The organism is Paenibacillus sp. S25, assembly GCF_019454085.1.
Lineage (GTDB): Bacteria > Bacillota > Bacilli > Paenibacillales > Paenibacillaceae > Paenibacillus > Paenibacillus polymyxa_B.
In genome coordinates this window covers 4,141,559-4,156,662 of the sequence record NZ_CP073683.1, presented here as the reverse complement: position 1 = coordinate 4,156,662, position 15,104 = coordinate 4,141,559, and the positions used below count along the sequence as shown (strand labels likewise).

The following is a 15,104-nucleotide window of genomic DNA, read 5'->3' as shown; positions in this document are numbered from 1 at the left end:
ATTACATCATGAAAAATGTAGCTATAGTAATAGCAGTATCAGATTACGAAAATATCACGCCACTACCAGGGTGTAAAAATGATTATAAACTTATATCAGATATTTTAAAGGCAACAAATAAATACACAGATGTTTTAGAAATATATGAAAAAACCGATTCTCTGAATGTAAAAGAAAGTTTAACGAGTTTCTTCTCTGGTATAAGAGAGGAAGAGATTGGGGAACTTTTCTTTTACTACACTGAACATGGAACTTATGATGGGGAAGAGGAGGATCTTAGATTTGTTCTAACAGACTATTCAAAAGAAAAATATAATACAACTACTCTTTCAAATAATTTTATTGATCAACAGATTAGAGGAGTTGATCCAAAATTAACTGTAAAAGTAGTTGATGCATGTAATTCCGGAATACCTTATATCAAAGGAGATTTAGAAGTTACTCAAATCTTCGAACAAGAAAAAGCAATTAGTAATTTGTACTTTATGTTCTCTTCTCATAGCCATCAGTCTTCCTATGTAGATACGATTAGTCATTTTACAAAAAGTTTTGCTGAAGCCATCTTAAATTACAAAGGAAATGAAATCAGCTATGCAAGCATTATAGAATACATTAAAGATAAATTTGCTCAGTCAAGTAAGCAAACTCCTTATTTTGTTACTCAAGGCACTATGAGTGATATTTTTTGTAATATTACAGATATCATAAAAAATATTGATATAAAAAAATATGAAAAACAAATTCTTGATTATAAAAAAGAAGAAACTTCATTGACTGAAGCAATTAAAAGATTATCTAAATCATATTCATCTAAAGATGAGATTGATAAGATTTTAAGTGAGATGAAAGAAGCATTTGCTGAAATAATTAATATTGACTTTCTTGCAGAGATATTTTCTTTAGATGTTATTGAAGTATCAAATTATACAGAAATTTTAGACATAGATGCAGTAGCTAGGTGGATTGATAAAAATCCTAATGATTATTTTATTGAAGTAGAGAAAGAAGAGATCAGTAATAGTAACAATATTTATAATAATATTTATGGAAATCTCATTCCAAATTTGTTTAAGCCAAAAGTTGAGTTTACAGGTATTTCTACAAGGTTGAATACTACTTTTGACTCTCTTAAAATAAAATTAAATCCAAGTTATCCGGCAACTTTCCCTTACCAATGTAATGTGGTTTTTTTAATTTCACGTTATAAGATTACCGTTTTTTATAAATTCATCACGTATCATGAAACTGGATGGGAAATATATGAATATGGTGATAGAAGTAAATGGAAGTATTTCGATTTGAGATATGCCAATAAAAGTGAAGGAATGAAAAGAATTAAGAAAATCAATAATGAATTTTTTGAATATATTAAAAGCAGTATACAAGCACGCTTGGAAGTACAAAATTCCTCGAATAAACATGATTAAATGATTCTGAAAGTTAAATAGGTTAGAGCGTTGAAAAAATATAAATGAGGCCTAATCGAAGAAGTAATTCCGTCGTATAACATAATATTCAAGCAGCGGCTCCTGAGGGAGCCTTGATCTGCGGGAAGGATTTCGAAGAGGAATTTCAGCAGACAACCCCTTCGGGGTTCATGAATATAGAAACGTTAGGTGAAATTATTAGTTGAAAATAAAGGAGAGCATTATGAAAGACATAGATTCAATAAATAAAATTGCTCAGATTTGCTTTTATTGTATTACAATTATATTGGGTTTTCTTACTTTTAGGAATGCAAAGAGAGGATTATTAAACCCAGTAAATACTGAGTATCATAAGAAAGTAATTGAACGATTGTCTGAAGTTTCAGAAGAACTTGCTAGTGAATTTTATAATGATTCAGAAAAAGACTGGTTCCAGATAAATGACATTACAAATGCAGTTGACAGAATTAATGATTTTTATTTAGAGAATAAGGAAGAAATTTTGTCCAAGAAACAATTTCCTTTTTGCGGTTATCCACTTCCTGAACTATCCTCACATTTGAGAACATTAATATCAAGAATTAATTTTGATCCATTTATACCTATAAAAATAAGAGATTTAATTATTGAACTTCTTGAAAATAGATTGGAATATACTGAATCTATTATTGTTGAAGAACTGGATAGATATTGTGATGAATTAGCAGAAGGATTGCATACAGAACTTTTTGAGTATAATGATGGATTAGTGCAGACTAGAGTGAATAAAAGACTAAGTGAACTAGGATTAGATGAAAGTCAAGTTCAAGAAGCAGTAAATGATATTCAAATTGAAATACATCATTATTTTAGATCCTTTCAACCATGAATGTAACTCTAGTAGGTTAATAACATCACCTAACATAGCATTCCTACTGCGGGCATTCGCCTTTGATCGCCAAGAATGATTCCCAAGGGGGTTAATCAGGCGATACATTCAACCAGCTAAGTCTGACGGCTTGTTCCCTTTGGTCACTTGAGCTGCTTGAACGTCAGGAATGCAAGAACGTTAGGCGAAATTAATGCAGTACAGAACAGATAATAAGATCTTAGATAGAGGTGTCCAATGTCTATAATTATTCGGACTGAAATCAATAGTGATTATACACAAGTTCACAATGTCAATTTTGTTGCTTTTGGAAATAGAGAAGATGAAGCAAAATTAGTTGAACGGATAAGAGAAACTGAAAATTTTATCTCACAGCTCTCAATTGTTGCTGAAGAACATGGAGAGATTGTAGGACATTTATTAATGAGCAAAGCCGAAATCATAAATGGTGAGAAACGTCATGAAGTATTTGTTTTAGCGCCTATTGCAGTAAAACCTAATAATCAAAAACAAGGCATAGGAAAACAACTAATTTATGAAGGATTGAATAGATGTAAGCAACTTGGACATTTTATTGTACTGCTAATTGGGCATCCATCTTACTATCCCAAATTTGGTTTCAAGCCAGCTCGAGAATATGGCTTAGAATTAATTCAGTTTGAAGTTCCAGATGAAGTATTTATGGTATGTGAATTGAACGAAGGTATATTAAACACTATTAAAGGCGAATTGAAATATCCTAGTGCATTTTTCGGGTAATTCAAGAGGGTATTAACATCACCTAACACAATATTCACGCTGCGGGCCATTCAGCCCTTGATCTGCCGGAAGAAATATCGAAGAAGAGGACTCAGGCAGATACATCCATTTCCCTAAGATAAGAGCTATCTAAGGGGAATGGACGTCGCGAATACGAGAACGTTAGGCGAAATTATATAGATGAAAGTATGGAGAAATATATGAACTCTTTTTTTGATTATGACAAGTACTGGAATCAAAATTTAGTTTCGTTAAATAAATTTCAGAGACTTATTATGTTTATTAATGATGATACGGCAATAAAGACACATATAACTGGCTTTGGGTTAACATTAGATATGGATAAAATTATAAGTAATTATAAAGCAGATTTCACCCAAACCCTTTATATATTTGCGAATCAAATGGTGGCGTTTTACTGCACTTTACTAGATTCGATAATTGAAGAGTTCTTTTTTTGTATTTTTGCTAAGTATCCAGAGAAATTAAAGATATTTGTTAATGAAGAAGAGAGCTTTAGAACAATGCTAGGTTTTTCGCTAAATGATTTTTTAAAATATGAATCAAAAGAAGAATACGTATATCAACTTTCAAAGAAAGCCTCGAAAATTTGTAATAACGGAAATATAAAGAAGGTGTTTAAAAGGATTGAGCGATTGATTTCATTGGATTATTCTGAAATAAAACTTGATGCTATCAATGAGTTATATACTACACGAAATAAAATCATCCATGAAAACATATTCTATAAACTTGATACTGATGATTTGAATAAATTTAATGATGGAGTTGATTCTTTATTGTACGAATTGAGGGATGCATTAAAGAAACTGGATATAGAAGTGAAAGATTCTTATGTAAGAATATTTGACGATGACTAACATAACTCCGCCTAACATCCTATTCACGCTGCGTCGCTACGCTCCTTGATCTGCGGGAGAAGCGTTGGCAGATAACCCCTGATGGGGTTCGTGAATAGAGAAAACGTTATAGGAAATCAGTGCGAATCATCGTAATATCAATACAAACAAAGGAGAATTTATATGCACTCTGAAAAGAACCCGTACAGCCTGTCAATAGAATGTAAAGACATTATCCTTCGCGAATATCAATTAGAAGATTTAAATCAATTACAAGTACTTACATGGCAACCGGAGATTTATGGGTTCTTATCAGGTTGGAATGTTGAAAAAGAAGTCAGACTAGACTGGTTGAAGAATTATGAAATACCAGAAAACAATCAATTTCTTAAACGTGTCGAAGAAGGACTGGATGTTGGTGATCTTAGACTGAGGCTAGGGATCGTACTTAAAGAAACTGGGGAATTTATTGGCTGGTGTTGTTCAGGAATAAAAGACGATCTTCCAGCACCAAACAGAGAAATCATGTATGGTATTTCAAAAGACCATAGAAGTAAAGGATATACGACTCAAGCAGTTCAGGGAATAATTCAGTATTTATTTGATAACACGGAGATCAAAGAATTAAATGCAATTGCATTACTAGAGAATGGTGCATCGAATAGAGTTATTCAAAAAAGTAATTTTAAGTTTGTCGGAGAGATAGTAATAGATGATGAAATATATAACCATTTTAAAATTCATAAGATAGATTTTTGAAATATGGTGAGCTAATTCGGGAAGGAACTGATATCCTATAACATAATATTCAAGCACGGCTCCTTCGGAGCCTTGGTCTGCGAGATGGATTTCGGAGGGGCATTTCAGCAGACAACCCTACGGGTTCATGAATACAGAAACGTTATAGGAAATCAGCGTAAAACGAAAATAAAAGCAAATTGCTATCAGTTAATTCAATTAACAGGCAAGATAGTTAATCGTTTTCACGAATATAATTCCCTTATTTTCCAATCAGCAAACCGTAAAAAAGAACGATTGTTACGAAGAATCTGTAAAAACGTTGAACAGATGAAAGGAGAAAGTTCGATGCAATTTAAATGGTATACAGATGTGCATGAGTTTTATAGAGATACCTATGAAGTGCTGATGCATCATGAGGCACAAAATATGATTCCTCTGGGCAATATCATAATCGGGCATGAAGGAAAAGACAAAACAGATTGGCGTGACCCTGCAAATTGGCTTATGGTAACGATTTCGGATGCTAAGGGCATACAACTTACCGCCATAATGACACCGCCACACAATATTACGCTGTATGCAACGGACAACGTCATTAACCCAAAGGCTATCGATTGTTTGATAGATGGGCTGAATGACCGTGAAATTCCAGGAGTGATAACTGAAAAAAACTTGGCAGAATATTTTGCCAGAGAATATACCTTACGTAAAGGAATAACCTTTAAAACGACCATGAGCCAACGTATATATGAACTTACAGCAGTAAACCCAGGTATTCAAAAGATTGGTACCGTTCGGTTGCTAGACGAAAAGGATATTCACTTTTTCCCGTATTGGGCTGAAGCATTTTCCGCAGCAGGGAATTACGGTCAAACAGAAATGTGCATCCCGCAAGAGGCAGAGCCTTACCTCTACCGTATAGCACCGAAAAAACTTTATATTTTAGAGGATGACAACGGAATTCCAGTTTCTATGGCCGGATATACAAGGGAACTTCAGACAGCTATCGGTGTGGCATTTGTATATACGCCTCCGTATGAGTGTAGAAAGGGCTACGCGACTTCAATTGTGGCGCAAATAAGCCAACTTGCCTTGGATAAAGGATTTACTAAATGCGTCTTATATACGGACCTGGCGAATCCTACATCAAACAGCATCTATCAAAAGATAGGCTATAAGCCAATTTGTGATTCGCTTCAGCTAGAATTTAAATATTAGAATGATGTGACCAGAACTTCTACTAAGTTGAAATGAGAGCATAATATACAGTAAAGATAAGGCGGAGATTACAGTGAGATATCCCCGTTTTGTGAATCAAAACAGTTAAATATGTGTGACCCTGTATATTCCCTTTGATTCATCAATAGTGTATGTAAGTATTTCGAAGAAGGTGCTGACATCCTATAACATTATATTCACGCTGCGGGCATACGCCCTGGGTCCGGCATTCGCCGGCCACCCGACATGCGTCGGGTCGTGAATACGAGAACGTTATAAGAAATTGACGATAATTATTTTAGGAGGTTATTTCATGGCAGAATTCAGAGTAAGGCCAGATCGTTCTAATTTATATGGTTCTATTTCCGCCGAATTTGATCCTATATTAACGATTAATTCTGGAGATACCGTTCAATATTCCTGTTTTGATGCTGGTTGGGGTACTCCCTCGGATGAAGGAAAAAGAGTAAAACCCTATGAGAGACGAGAAAAAATAGATTGGGGCCATGCCTTATGTGGGCCTATACAAGTAATGGAAGCAAAAAAAAGGGATGACGCTTGAAATAAGAATAAATGAGGTTATACCTGGACCTTTTGGGTTTACGTCTGCTGGTAAATACCCAAATTGGCAAAATCAAAAGCTAGGCTTAACCGAATGTGATGAACTTAACCTTGAATGGAAGTTAGATAAAAATAGTTTGGTCGGAAGTACGGGAGTAAATGGAAGAACATTCTCGGTGAAATTAAAACCGTTTATGGGGATTCATGCCATGCCGCCGGAAGAGAAAGGGATTCATACAACATGGCCCCCACGATATTGTGGTGGGAATATCGATTGTAAGGAGTTAACAAAAGGAAGCGTATTATATCTCCCTATTCCAGTAGATGGCGCATACTTTTTTGTTGGGGATGGACATGCCGCACAGGGGGATGGAGAGATTAGTTGTCAAGCTATCGAATGTCCGATGGAATATTTAGAACTAACTTTTGCAGTCAATAAAGAGATGAAACTTGAGTTGCCAATTGCGAATACTCCAAATGGGTGGATTAGTTTTGGTTTTCATGAAGATTTAAATGAAGCTACTGTGCAGGCAATGGATGGGATGTTGAACCTGATGGGTGATTTATTCAATTTAGATAGGGTTGAAGCTATTGCCTTAGGAAGTACAGTAGTTGATCTTCGGATTACTCAAGTTGTAAATGGAATCAAAGGGGTTCATGCTATACTTCCGCATGGAGCTTTAAAATTGGCTTAGGTTACTCATAAGAAGGCGTCAACTACTTATAACGCCATATTCACGCATCGAGCATACGCCCTCGGTCCGGCAGGGGGATCTCAGGGAAGCAGAGGCAGCCGGACACACCCAGCACTCGCTGGGCGTCGTGAATACGAGGACGTTATCAGAAATGATTTCAAGACAATGTTAATGCTATATTTTAAAACCTTGATTTCAAGAGCAATGTTTAATACTACAAGATGTGAAAATTTATATGCATAGGAGAGGAGTATCGTGAATAGAAGCCCATATGAAGAATTTCCTTATATCATAACATCAGAAGTAACACTAAGAAAAATTGTCGAAACAGATTTAGACCGTCTGTTTGAGATATACAGCAATGAAAATCTTTTTCAATATTCTCCTGTCATGTTGAAAAAAAATAAGGAAACTGTAAAGAACATGATTGGGCACTTTGAAAGGGATTTCAATAAACGCAAAGAGATTTTTCTTGGAATTTCCCAGAGCAATTCGCCTGACAGTATCGTTGGAGTAGCCGAGATGTTTGATTATAATAGTGACGTAAACATGATAACTATAGGCTACAGACTTCACGAACAGTTTTGGGGTAAAGGTATAGCCACAATGACAGTTAATGCAATGACAGATTATCTGTTCAATCGTGTTGGTGTTAACCGCATACAGGCATTCGTATTACCAGAAAACATAAAATCGCAAAATGTGTTACGACGCAATAAATTTACTCAAGAAGGAATAGTCCGTGAAGGACATATCTGGAAAGGCAAAGGTATTGTTGATTTAGTTATGTACTCATTACTCAAGTCAGACATTACAAAGTAAGCATTTTCTGCGTAAAATCCTTATCCTATTTCTAAGCTCTTTCTATCTAAGAAAAGGGGATATATTTATGATTCAATATAACAATAAATAGAATATATAGTAAAAATGGAACGCATTATGGTTTTGTGCTCCATGCTAGGTTTTGATCAAAGGGATTTTGCGCATTGGGTGTAGAATTTTATAAAGAAATATAATGTACGAAGAGAATTGAAATAACTAATGAAGTGAATTGTAGAGTAATTCGAAGAAGGCAATCGCATCTGATAACAAAGTATTCACGCTGCGGGGCGTACGCGCCTTGGTTTGCCGGGAGATAATTCGAGGAAGTGGAATGAGGCAGACAACCCTGAGAGGCTTAAAGGAGCGTAGCGACTGGGTCGAAGACTTAGCCTCTCAGGGTTGTCTGCAATTGCCTAGACCCTGTAAGAAGATAGTTGATGAATTGTGACTCGGTGTAGATCGGAAGATTTAGAACACTAAGTGCCATAATAAGGAGGAATACATAAGAATGTGTTAGTAATAAAGACGTATCTAGGGACACTATGCTTGCAAGGGTTACCTTGATACGTTTTTCCATGGAATAAAGGATTTGTAAGAGAAGAAAACGAATTATGGTATGAGAGAAATTGGTATTTAATTACTAATGGGATTTAGATACTTTATGAATGTAAAGGGTTATTTATATATGTATGAAGAACAAATGAAACCCAGCAGATAATACCGTATTCCGCTACTTCGCTAACGCTCCTTGATTCGCCTTAAGCCTCTCGGTTTCGTAAATACAAAGAATTTGTGCGGAGCGCAACTTTGAAATCGCAGAAAACAACATTAGTTGATAAAAGTCAAAGCGTCCATCCGTCAAATGTGAGGTGAAGAAATCGTGACAGACAAAAAAATCATAGTACAATTTACGAAGCTGACATTTTGTATAGCCTATCTTGTGTCAGGTGCTTTGATTGCTCTTGGGCAATTCGGATATTCGGTTCACAATTGGGTTCACTCGTTACAGCAATTTGGGATGAATATTCCTTTTGCAATCTATATTTTGTCGCCCGCTATTGCTTCATATATCGTTCTGAAGAAAAATAACAAAATAGCAGATTTTAAGGAATGGTTGAAAACTGTTTTTTACGTCAAAAATAATCTCTCTCTCTATTTGTACGCTGTTGCAGGGCTTGCACTGTATTTTTTGATACATCTTGCAGTTACAGGCCGCACGGAAATGGTGCTTCCATTTTATACGTTCTTCCTTGCCCTGCCTGGTAATCTTATTATCGGTGGCTTGGAGGAAGCAGGCTGGATGTACATATTACAACCTGAGCTTGACAAAAAATACGGGTTTGTTTTATCTTCTGCTTTTGTTGGAATAATTTGGATTTTATGGCACATCCCTCTCTTCTTCATTCCGGGGACGAATCACGGCGAGGGACTCATTAACTTTTGGATGTTTGCAGTTCAACTCATTGCGTTTCGGTTTTTCAACGGGGCAATCTACAGAATATCAGGAAAAGGCCGTGTGTTTATGTGCGTATTATTCCACACCATGTTCAATGCGGCATCCCCCATCTTTGGCACCATGACTATGACTTGGGCGGGAACACTTGCCGCAAATGCTGTGATTGTTCTTGTTTCAATTGTAACCGTTGTGATTTACGACAAAACGAGCAGGCGAATAGTATAAGCATTTTCTTCATTATGCCTTAGTCCAACAATGTGAAAGTACAACTTGCAGAATTACTCGCAAATCAGGCCGTTACGCCTATCCAGCCAGTCGATGGACGAGTAGTATTTTGCTGACGAAAAATCTACACTCTTAAACCATTGACTGGCTGGATCCTTGCCGTGCCATTGCGCCGCCGACAACGGGGAACAGGTTAAAATCCTGCCCCGTTGCCGACTGCTTTATTTTACGGCAAAACCTGCTCCGCTACATTAGTGGTAGTCGTTAGCTTTTTACAGTGGCCTTGCCCCCGCACCCCTGGCCTCATTCAAGAAACAAGGGCTGAAATCGGGCGGGACTTTTGGTCAAAATGTCCAGAAGTGACGACACAGGGCGAAAGGCGTTTTTAGGTTTTTTTATTAGCTTATGGATTTCCAAACACCAAAAAGTAAGTTCTAAACTCTAATAGTTTTATTTCAAGAAATGATTTGGATTAATCGAGTAACCTTAAGCCTTTCAGCATCAGGAATACAACAACGTTACGCGTAATTACTGCAATTCTAAAGAAGAGAGGAGAAATACAATGGATCAAATCAAATATCCGATTGGTCAATTTCAACCCAAAAACAATCTTTCAAATGATGAAATAATAAATCTTATTAAACAAATTCCTGAACTAATTAAGCGATTAAATACATTGCTGATTGGTCTTGAACAATACCAATTGGAGACTCCGTATCGGCCGAACGGTTGGACAGTAAGGCAGGTCATACATCACTTAGCTGATAATGATATGAATGCGTACCTGAGATTTAAAAGAGGATTAACTGAAAATAATCCATTAGCAAACACATATCGAGAAGATTCGTGGGGAGAATTAATTGATTACAAGAAGTTGCCCGTAGAGAATTCGCTATCACTTATTGAAATATTGCATCATCGCTTTTTAGTATTGCTGAAAGAACTTAGTATAGAAGAGTATAAACGGACTATACAAACCGAAGTATTAGGAATAATTACATTAGAGACAGCTATACAAAGGTTTATTTGGCACAACAAACACCATGCATCCCAAATCGAAAACCTAATAAGAAGAGAGAAATGGAAAGACATATAAGAAAGAGGGTAATTGTAAGGAGTTCAAAGATGGCAGTAACATCGCATAACATAATATTCAAGCTGCGGCTCCTTTGGAGCTTGGGTCTGTGGGATGGATTTCGGAGAGGAATTTTAGCAGACACCCCCTTCGGGGTTCGTGAATACCTGAACGTTATAGGGAATCAGCGTAAAAATTAAACATCAAAATCAATATTGTTAGTTACTTATTGAATTGTTTTTTACGTTAATGGTCAAACGGAGGTAGACTATGAATGAGAACGAAATGCTTGTTTATCATATTGTGACTAGGAAAGAAATGAGTCCTGGACAGATTATCAATTTTGACAAAAACCAGAAGAACAATCTGTATCATTTCTTTTTTGAGAAGACATATACAAATAATAACGGTGAAGATATTTTTAAGATTTTACATGATCATTATTCAAATGGAGGATTGAAACTGGATAAAGAGAACGCTGCAGCAACGATGAAGTATGCAGGACAAACGATCAGATCTGTTAGAGAAGTAATAGTAGAAATGGTGAGATTACAAGAATATCCCGATTATCCTTCTAGATTGTCTTGCTTATATGCTGCGAGAAGTTATGAGGATACTTTGAAATGGAAGGAGATATTTGATTCTTTTAATCGGAAGGTTTTGCAGATTGTTAAGCTACGAGTAACAGGGAGTTATTTTGAAGGTGATGGGAACCTATTACCAAAGGTAGACGGAGCATCATTTTCAAAAAAAATCGAACAGGCTAGAGAATATTGGAAGGGAAATGTGAAAAACGAACTTCCTGAGCTTCTGATTAATGGAAAAATTGAAGTTGTTGAAATAATTGATGATTTCACATTAGTATAATCTGAGTATTTCAGAGGAGACACTGCATCATATAACATCATATTCACGCATCGGATTCTGGAGGCTCCTCGGTCCGCCAGATATGATCGGCAGAGAAGTGAATTCAGCGGACATATCCGCACCGACTAACTGCGCAAGCGCAGTCGGACCCTGGAGGGTCCTTAAGTCGGTGGGACGTCGTGAATACGGTAAGTTATAAGAAATTGACGATAATTATTTTAGGAGGTTATTTCATGGCAGTTTTCAGAGTAAGGCCAGATCGTTCTAATTTATATGGTTCTATTTCCGCTGAATTTGATCCTATATTAACGATTAATTCTGGAGATACCGTTCAATATTCCTGTTTTGATGCTGGTTGGGGTACTCCCTCGGATGAAGGAAAAAGAGTAAAACCCTATGAGAGACGAGAAAAAATAGATTGGGGCCATGCCTTATGTGGGCCTATACAAATAATGGAAGCAAAAAAAGGGATGACGCTTGAAATAAGAATAAATGAGGTTATACCTGGACCTTTTGGGTTTACGTCTGCTGGTAAATACCCAAATTGGCAAAATCAAAAGCTAGGCTTAACCGAATGTGATGAACTTAACCTTGAATGGAAGTTAGATAAAAATAGTTTGCTCGGAAGTACGGGAGTAAATGGAAGAAAGTTCTCGGTGAAATTAAAACCGTTTATGGGGATTCATGCGATGCCGCCGGAAGAGAAAGGGATTCATACAACATGGCCCCCACGCTATTGTGGTGGGAACATCGATTGTAAGGAGTTAACAAAAGGAAGCGTATTATATCTCCCTATTCCAGTAGATGGCGCATACTTTTTTGTTGGGGATGGACATGCCGCACAGGGGGATGGAGAGATTAGTTGTCAAGCTATCGAATGTCCGATGGAATATTTAGAACTAACTTTTGCAGTCAATAAGGAGATGAAACTTGAGTTGCCAATTGCGAATACTCCAAATGGGTGGATTAGTTTTGGTTTTCATGAAGATTTAAATGAAGCTACTGTGCAGGCAATGGATGGGATGTTGAACCTGATGGGTGATTTATTCAATTTAGATAGGGTTGAAGCTATTGCCTTAGGAAGTACAGTAGTTGATCTTCGGATTACTCAAGTTGTAAATGGAATCAAAGGGGTTCATGCTGTGCTTCCGCATGGAGCTTTAAAATTGGCTTAGGTTACTCATAAGAAGGCGTCAACTACTTATAACGCCATATTCACGCATCGAGCATACGCCCTCGGTCCGGCAGGGGGATCTCAGGGAAGCAGAGGCAGCTGGACACACCCAGCACTCGCTGGGCGTCGTGAATACGAGGACGTTAGATGAAATTACGAAGATATCCTAATAAAAAAACAGGAGGTGCATAATGACAAGACTAATTACATTAGCTGATGGAAGGTCAGTAGAAGTTGAATGTTTAAGCTGCGCTTTAACAAGTGGTATGATTGCACCGACTGGTGGAGTAATTTATGAATCAAGCAATTTTCATGCCCATCAAGATGTAGCTTATCCAATTAGAGGGTTAGTTATTTTAGCTTCAAAGAGACATTTTTACTGCATGGATGAATTAACAGATGAAGAGCAATTTGAGTATATTTCATTAATCCGTAAGATCAGAAATGAACAGAGAAATCATTTGGGTATAGATAAGGTCTATTATTTTTATAATGAAGACACAACACATCATTTCCATTTATGGATGGTTCCTAGATATGATTGGATGTATCGATATGGAAATTCAGTAGAATCATTAAGACCAATATTATTACATGCAAGGAATAACATGAACGATGAAGAAAATATGAATAGCGTAATAGAGGGCATTAGTATATTGAGGGAGAGTATGAGAGATTTTGTGAGTAGTTCAAGATAACTCCATCTAACACAGTATTCACGCATCGGAGCTTCGCCCTTTGGTTGACTAGATGTATGATCATGGAAGAAAGCACAGTCAACAAACGACCCAGCCTAAGATAAGAGCTATCTAAGGCTAGGTCGTTTCATGAATACAGAAACGGTAGATGAAACCAATGCAAGATCTTAAGTAAGGAGTAGAGATATATAATGATTGAACATAATATCGAAACGATTAATAGATTGCTTCAACAGCACCATATAAATGATGAAATTGTAAGTTTTCAAAGACTATCAGGAACAACTTCTGGAATAGTTTTAAGATTAGAATCAAAGAATGGAATTAAGTACATTTTGAAGTCTGATAACCCAATCCAGATTGAATTAGTTGAACATTTGCTTCATACCTATACGCACTCATTATTATTACCTAAAGTTCTTTTATCAGCCCAAGATAAGTCATATTTTGTGTATACATTCATTGATGGTAAAACTCATTTTAATCGTGGTAAAAAAAGAAATTGGATGAGAATCCTAGTAAAAGAACTGCTCAACCAATATGTTGAACATCAGGGAAAAAATACATGGGGGAGAATAGAATTCCCACGAGAAACATGGAAGGAATTTAATGAAATTAGCATTGAAGAAGCAAGAATAAATCTGAAGAATGTATTATTGCCAGAAGACTATCAATACGTAAAATTAATGTCAAAAAAACTATTTAATGATGATTCAAAGCAAGGAACTAAGTATTTATTGCATGGGGATACAGGCGTTCATAATTTTGTTTTTAATGATTCAACACTGATTGGTGTGATTGATCCGTCACCGATGGTGGGGCCAATCATATATGATTTTTTATATGCATTTTGTTCTTCACCTGATGATATTAATACTGATACTTTGTTTGCCGCATCGGATTTACTTGAACAAGGTAATGTTGAGAGAACCAGATTAATTGAGGAAACACTGATACATCTTTATTGTCGAATAGGACTTAGTATACGGCATCACCCAAATGACTTGACTGAATATATACAGGCATGGGGGTATTGGAAAAAATTATGTAAGCAAATCGATGATGACATTGGCATCATCTAACAAAATATTCATGCATCGGGCCATCCGGCCCTCGGTCCGACAGAGGGATTTCGGGGAAGCGACTCCAGTCAGTGAGGGTTGGTGCATACAAAACATTATATGACAGAATCAAAATGAAAAAGAGCCAGAAGGCTCTTAATCTAAAGATATATGTAATTCGTTATGCAGGTGAAGAGCGTCCTTAAAACCTTGCAAATAAATTTCACGTTCTAAAATAGCTTGAACAGAAAGCTCAGCATCATCGTAGAGGAATAGAATCTTCTGTATATTTTCCGGTACTCCTTCATGTAACTGCTTGAAATAGAGATTCCACTCGGATGAGAACTGGTTGTAGCTGGAGTTGTTTTTGATAAGATTGCCATATAAAGATTCAATTCGAGTACAATGGCGAAGCTCAATACGAACGAATATGTGTCATTAGAAGTGATCGATAAATTATGTGCGGCTTTAGGTTGTCAGCCAAGAGATTTATTGGAACATATAGCAGAACAATGACAGATTAGAATCAAGAATAAATGTTGGTTAATCGAAGAAGTGATTCCATCGTATAACATAGTATTCAAGCATCGACTCCTT

17 protein-coding genes and 1 pseudogene are annotated in these 15,104 nt (G+C 36.4%); 17 read left to right on the top strand and 1 reads right to left on the bottom strand.

Annotated features, from left to right (window positions below):
- Nucleotides 1-8: 8 nt before the first annotated feature.
- From KAI37_RS18140 to KAI37_RS18070, 16 genes are all read left to right on the top strand, one after another.
- Entirely contained in the window at nt 9-1,427 is a 1,419-nt protein-coding gene (locus KAI37_RS18140; protein WP_220029941.1) for a caspase family protein, read from the top strand.
- 223 nt (nt 1,428-1,650) lie between these two features.
- Nucleotides 1,651-2,295, top strand: a complete 645-nt coding sequence (locus KAI37_RS18135; RefSeq protein WP_220029940.1) for a hypothetical protein — start codon at nt 1,651-1,653, stop codon at nt 2,293-2,295.
- A 237-nt stretch (nt 2,296-2,532) separates the two neighbouring features.
- On the top strand, nt 2,533-3,054 hold the full coding sequence (locus KAI37_RS18130) for a GNAT family N-acetyltransferase (protein ID WP_258382996.1): 522 nt from the start codon (nt 2,533-2,535) through the stop codon (nt 3,052-3,054).
- A gap of 200 nt (nt 3,055-3,254) precedes the next feature.
- Nucleotides 3,255-3,935, top strand: a complete 681-nt coding sequence (locus KAI37_RS18125; RefSeq protein ID WP_220029939.1) for an MAE_28990/MAE_18760 family HEPN-like nuclease — start codon at nt 3,255-3,257, stop codon at nt 3,933-3,935.
- Between the two features lie 162 nt (nt 3,936-4,097).
- Entirely contained in the window at nt 4,098-4,673 is a 576-nt protein-coding gene (locus KAI37_RS18120; RefSeq protein ID WP_220029938.1) for a GNAT family N-acetyltransferase, read from the top strand.
- A gap of 327 nt (nt 4,674-5,000) precedes the next feature.
- A complete protein-coding gene (locus KAI37_RS18115) occupies nt 5,001-5,873 on the top strand; it encodes a GNAT family N-acetyltransferase (protein ID WP_220029937.1) in 873 nt (290 codons plus the stop codon).
- Nucleotides 5,874-6,186: 313 nt separating this feature from the next.
- Nucleotides 6,187-6,435 carry a hypothetical protein gene (locus KAI37_RS26710; RefSeq protein WP_345945610.1) on the top strand — a complete coding sequence of 83 codons (249 nt, stop codon included), beginning with the start codon at nt 6,187-6,189 and terminating at the stop codon, nt 6,433-6,435.
- Nucleotides 6,425-7,129 carry an acetamidase/formamidase family protein gene (locus KAI37_RS18110; RefSeq protein ID WP_345945609.1) on the top strand — a complete coding sequence of 235 codons (705 nt, stop codon included), beginning with the start codon at nt 6,425-6,427 and terminating at the stop codon, nt 7,127-7,129. The genes KAI37_RS26710 and KAI37_RS18110 overlap by 11 nt, the downstream gene beginning before the upstream one ends.
- 255 nt (nt 7,130-7,384) lie before the next feature.
- Nucleotides 7,385-7,951, top strand: coding sequence for a GNAT family N-acetyltransferase (locus KAI37_RS18105; RefSeq protein WP_258382995.1), 567 nt, complete (start codon nt 7,385-7,387; stop codon nt 7,949-7,951).
- Nucleotides 7,952-8,831: 880 nt separating this feature from the next.
- A complete protein-coding gene (locus tag KAI37_RS18100) occupies nt 8,832-9,632 on the top strand; it encodes a CPBP family intramembrane glutamic endopeptidase (protein ID WP_220029936.1) in 801 nt (266 codons plus the stop codon).
- 562 nt (nt 9,633-10,194) lie between these two features.
- On the top strand, nt 10,195-10,728 hold the full coding sequence (locus KAI37_RS18095; protein ID WP_071642015.1) for a YfiT family bacillithiol transferase: 534 nt from the start codon (nt 10,195-10,197) through the stop codon (nt 10,726-10,728).
- A gap of 29 nt (nt 10,729-10,757) precedes the next feature.
- A complete protein-coding gene (locus tag KAI37_RS18090) occupies nt 10,758-10,907 on the top strand; it encodes a hypothetical protein (RefSeq protein ID WP_158659117.1) in 150 nt (49 codons plus the stop codon).
- A 70-nt stretch (nt 10,908-10,977) separates the two neighbouring features.
- Nucleotides 10,978-11,574 (top strand): DUF2441 domain-containing protein, encoded by a 597-nt coding sequence (locus tag KAI37_RS18085; protein WP_076293999.1) that lies wholly within the window; start codon nt 10,978-10,980, stop codon nt 11,572-11,574.
- 233 nt (nt 11,575-11,807) lie between these two features.
- Entirely contained in the window at nt 11,808-12,749 is a 942-nt protein-coding gene (locus KAI37_RS18080; RefSeq protein ID WP_220029935.1) for an acetamidase/formamidase family protein, read from the top strand.
- Nucleotides 12,750-12,939: 190 nt separating this feature from the next.
- Nucleotides 12,940-13,446 carry an HIT family protein gene (locus KAI37_RS18075; protein WP_076294001.1) on the top strand — a complete coding sequence of 169 codons (507 nt, stop codon included), beginning with the start codon at nt 12,940-12,942 and terminating at the stop codon, nt 13,444-13,446.
- 191 nt (nt 13,447-13,637) lie between these two features.
- On the top strand, nt 13,638-14,528 hold the full coding sequence (locus KAI37_RS18070; RefSeq protein ID WP_220029934.1) for a phosphotransferase: 891 nt from the start codon (nt 13,638-13,640) through the stop codon (nt 14,526-14,528).
- Between the two features lie 135 nt (nt 14,529-14,663).
- Here KAI37_RS18070 and KAI37_RS26520 read toward each other — a convergent pair whose 3' ends face one another.
- Nucleotides 14,664-14,939: a hypothetical protein gene (locus KAI37_RS26520; protein WP_071644343.1), complete on the bottom strand. Its 276-nt coding sequence runs from the start codon at nt 14,937-14,939 to the stop codon at nt 14,664-14,666.
- On the opposite strand from KAI37_RS26520, the pseudogene KAI37_RS18065 reads away from it, so the two are divergent.
- Nucleotides 14,901-15,023, top strand: a pseudogene (locus tag KAI37_RS18065) (helix-turn-helix domain-containing protein); the annotation flags it as partial. The gene KAI37_RS26520 and the pseudogene KAI37_RS18065 overlap by 39 nt on opposite strands.
- Between the last annotated feature and the right edge of the window lie 81 nt (nt 15,024-15,104).

Excerpts from the sequence above, each read along its gene's own strand:
- KAI37_RS18140 (WP_220029941.1), top strand. The coding sequence starts at position 9 with ATGAAAAATGTAGCTATAGTAATAGCAGTATCAGATTACGAAAATATC.
- KAI37_RS18135 (WP_220029940.1), top strand. The coding sequence starts at position 1,651 with ATGAAAGACATAGATTCAATAAATAAAATTGCTCAGATTTGCTTTTAT.
- KAI37_RS18130 (WP_258382996.1), top strand. The coding sequence starts at position 2,533 with ATGTCTATAATTATTCGGACTGAAATCAATAGTGATTATACACAAGTT.
- KAI37_RS18125 (WP_220029939.1), top strand. The coding sequence starts at position 3,255 with ATGAACTCTTTTTTTGATTATGACAAGTACTGGAATCAAAATTTAGTT.
- KAI37_RS18120 (WP_220029938.1), top strand. The coding sequence starts at position 4,098 with ATGCACTCTGAAAAGAACCCGTACAGCCTGTCAATAGAATGTAAAGAC.
- KAI37_RS18115 (WP_220029937.1), top strand. The coding sequence starts at position 5,001 with ATGCAATTTAAATGGTATACAGATGTGCATGAGTTTTATAGAGATACC.
- KAI37_RS26710 (WP_345945610.1), top strand. The coding sequence starts at position 6,187 with ATGGCAGAATTCAGAGTAAGGCCAGATCGTTCTAATTTATATGGTTCT.
- KAI37_RS18110 (WP_345945609.1), top strand. The coding sequence starts at position 6,425 with ATGACGCTTGAAATAAGAATAAATGAGGTTATACCTGGACCTTTTGGG.
- KAI37_RS18095 (WP_071642015.1), top strand. The coding sequence starts at position 10,195 with ATGGATCAAATCAAATATCCGATTGGTCAATTTCAACCCAAAAACAAT.
- KAI37_RS18090 (WP_158659117.1), top strand. The coding sequence starts at position 10,758 with ATGGCAGTAACATCGCATAACATAATATTCAAGCTGCGGCTCCTTTGG.
- KAI37_RS18085 (WP_076293999.1), top strand. The coding sequence starts at position 10,978 with ATGAATGAGAACGAAATGCTTGTTTATCATATTGTGACTAGGAAAGAA.
- KAI37_RS18080 (WP_220029935.1), top strand. The coding sequence starts at position 11,808 with ATGGCAGTTTTCAGAGTAAGGCCAGATCGTTCTAATTTATATGGTTCT.
- KAI37_RS18075 (WP_076294001.1), top strand. The coding sequence starts at position 12,940 with ATGACAAGACTAATTACATTAGCTGATGGAAGGTCAGTAGAAGTTGAA.
- KAI37_RS18070 (WP_220029934.1), top strand. The coding sequence starts at position 13,638 with ATGATTGAACATAATATCGAAACGATTAATAGATTGCTTCAACAGCAC.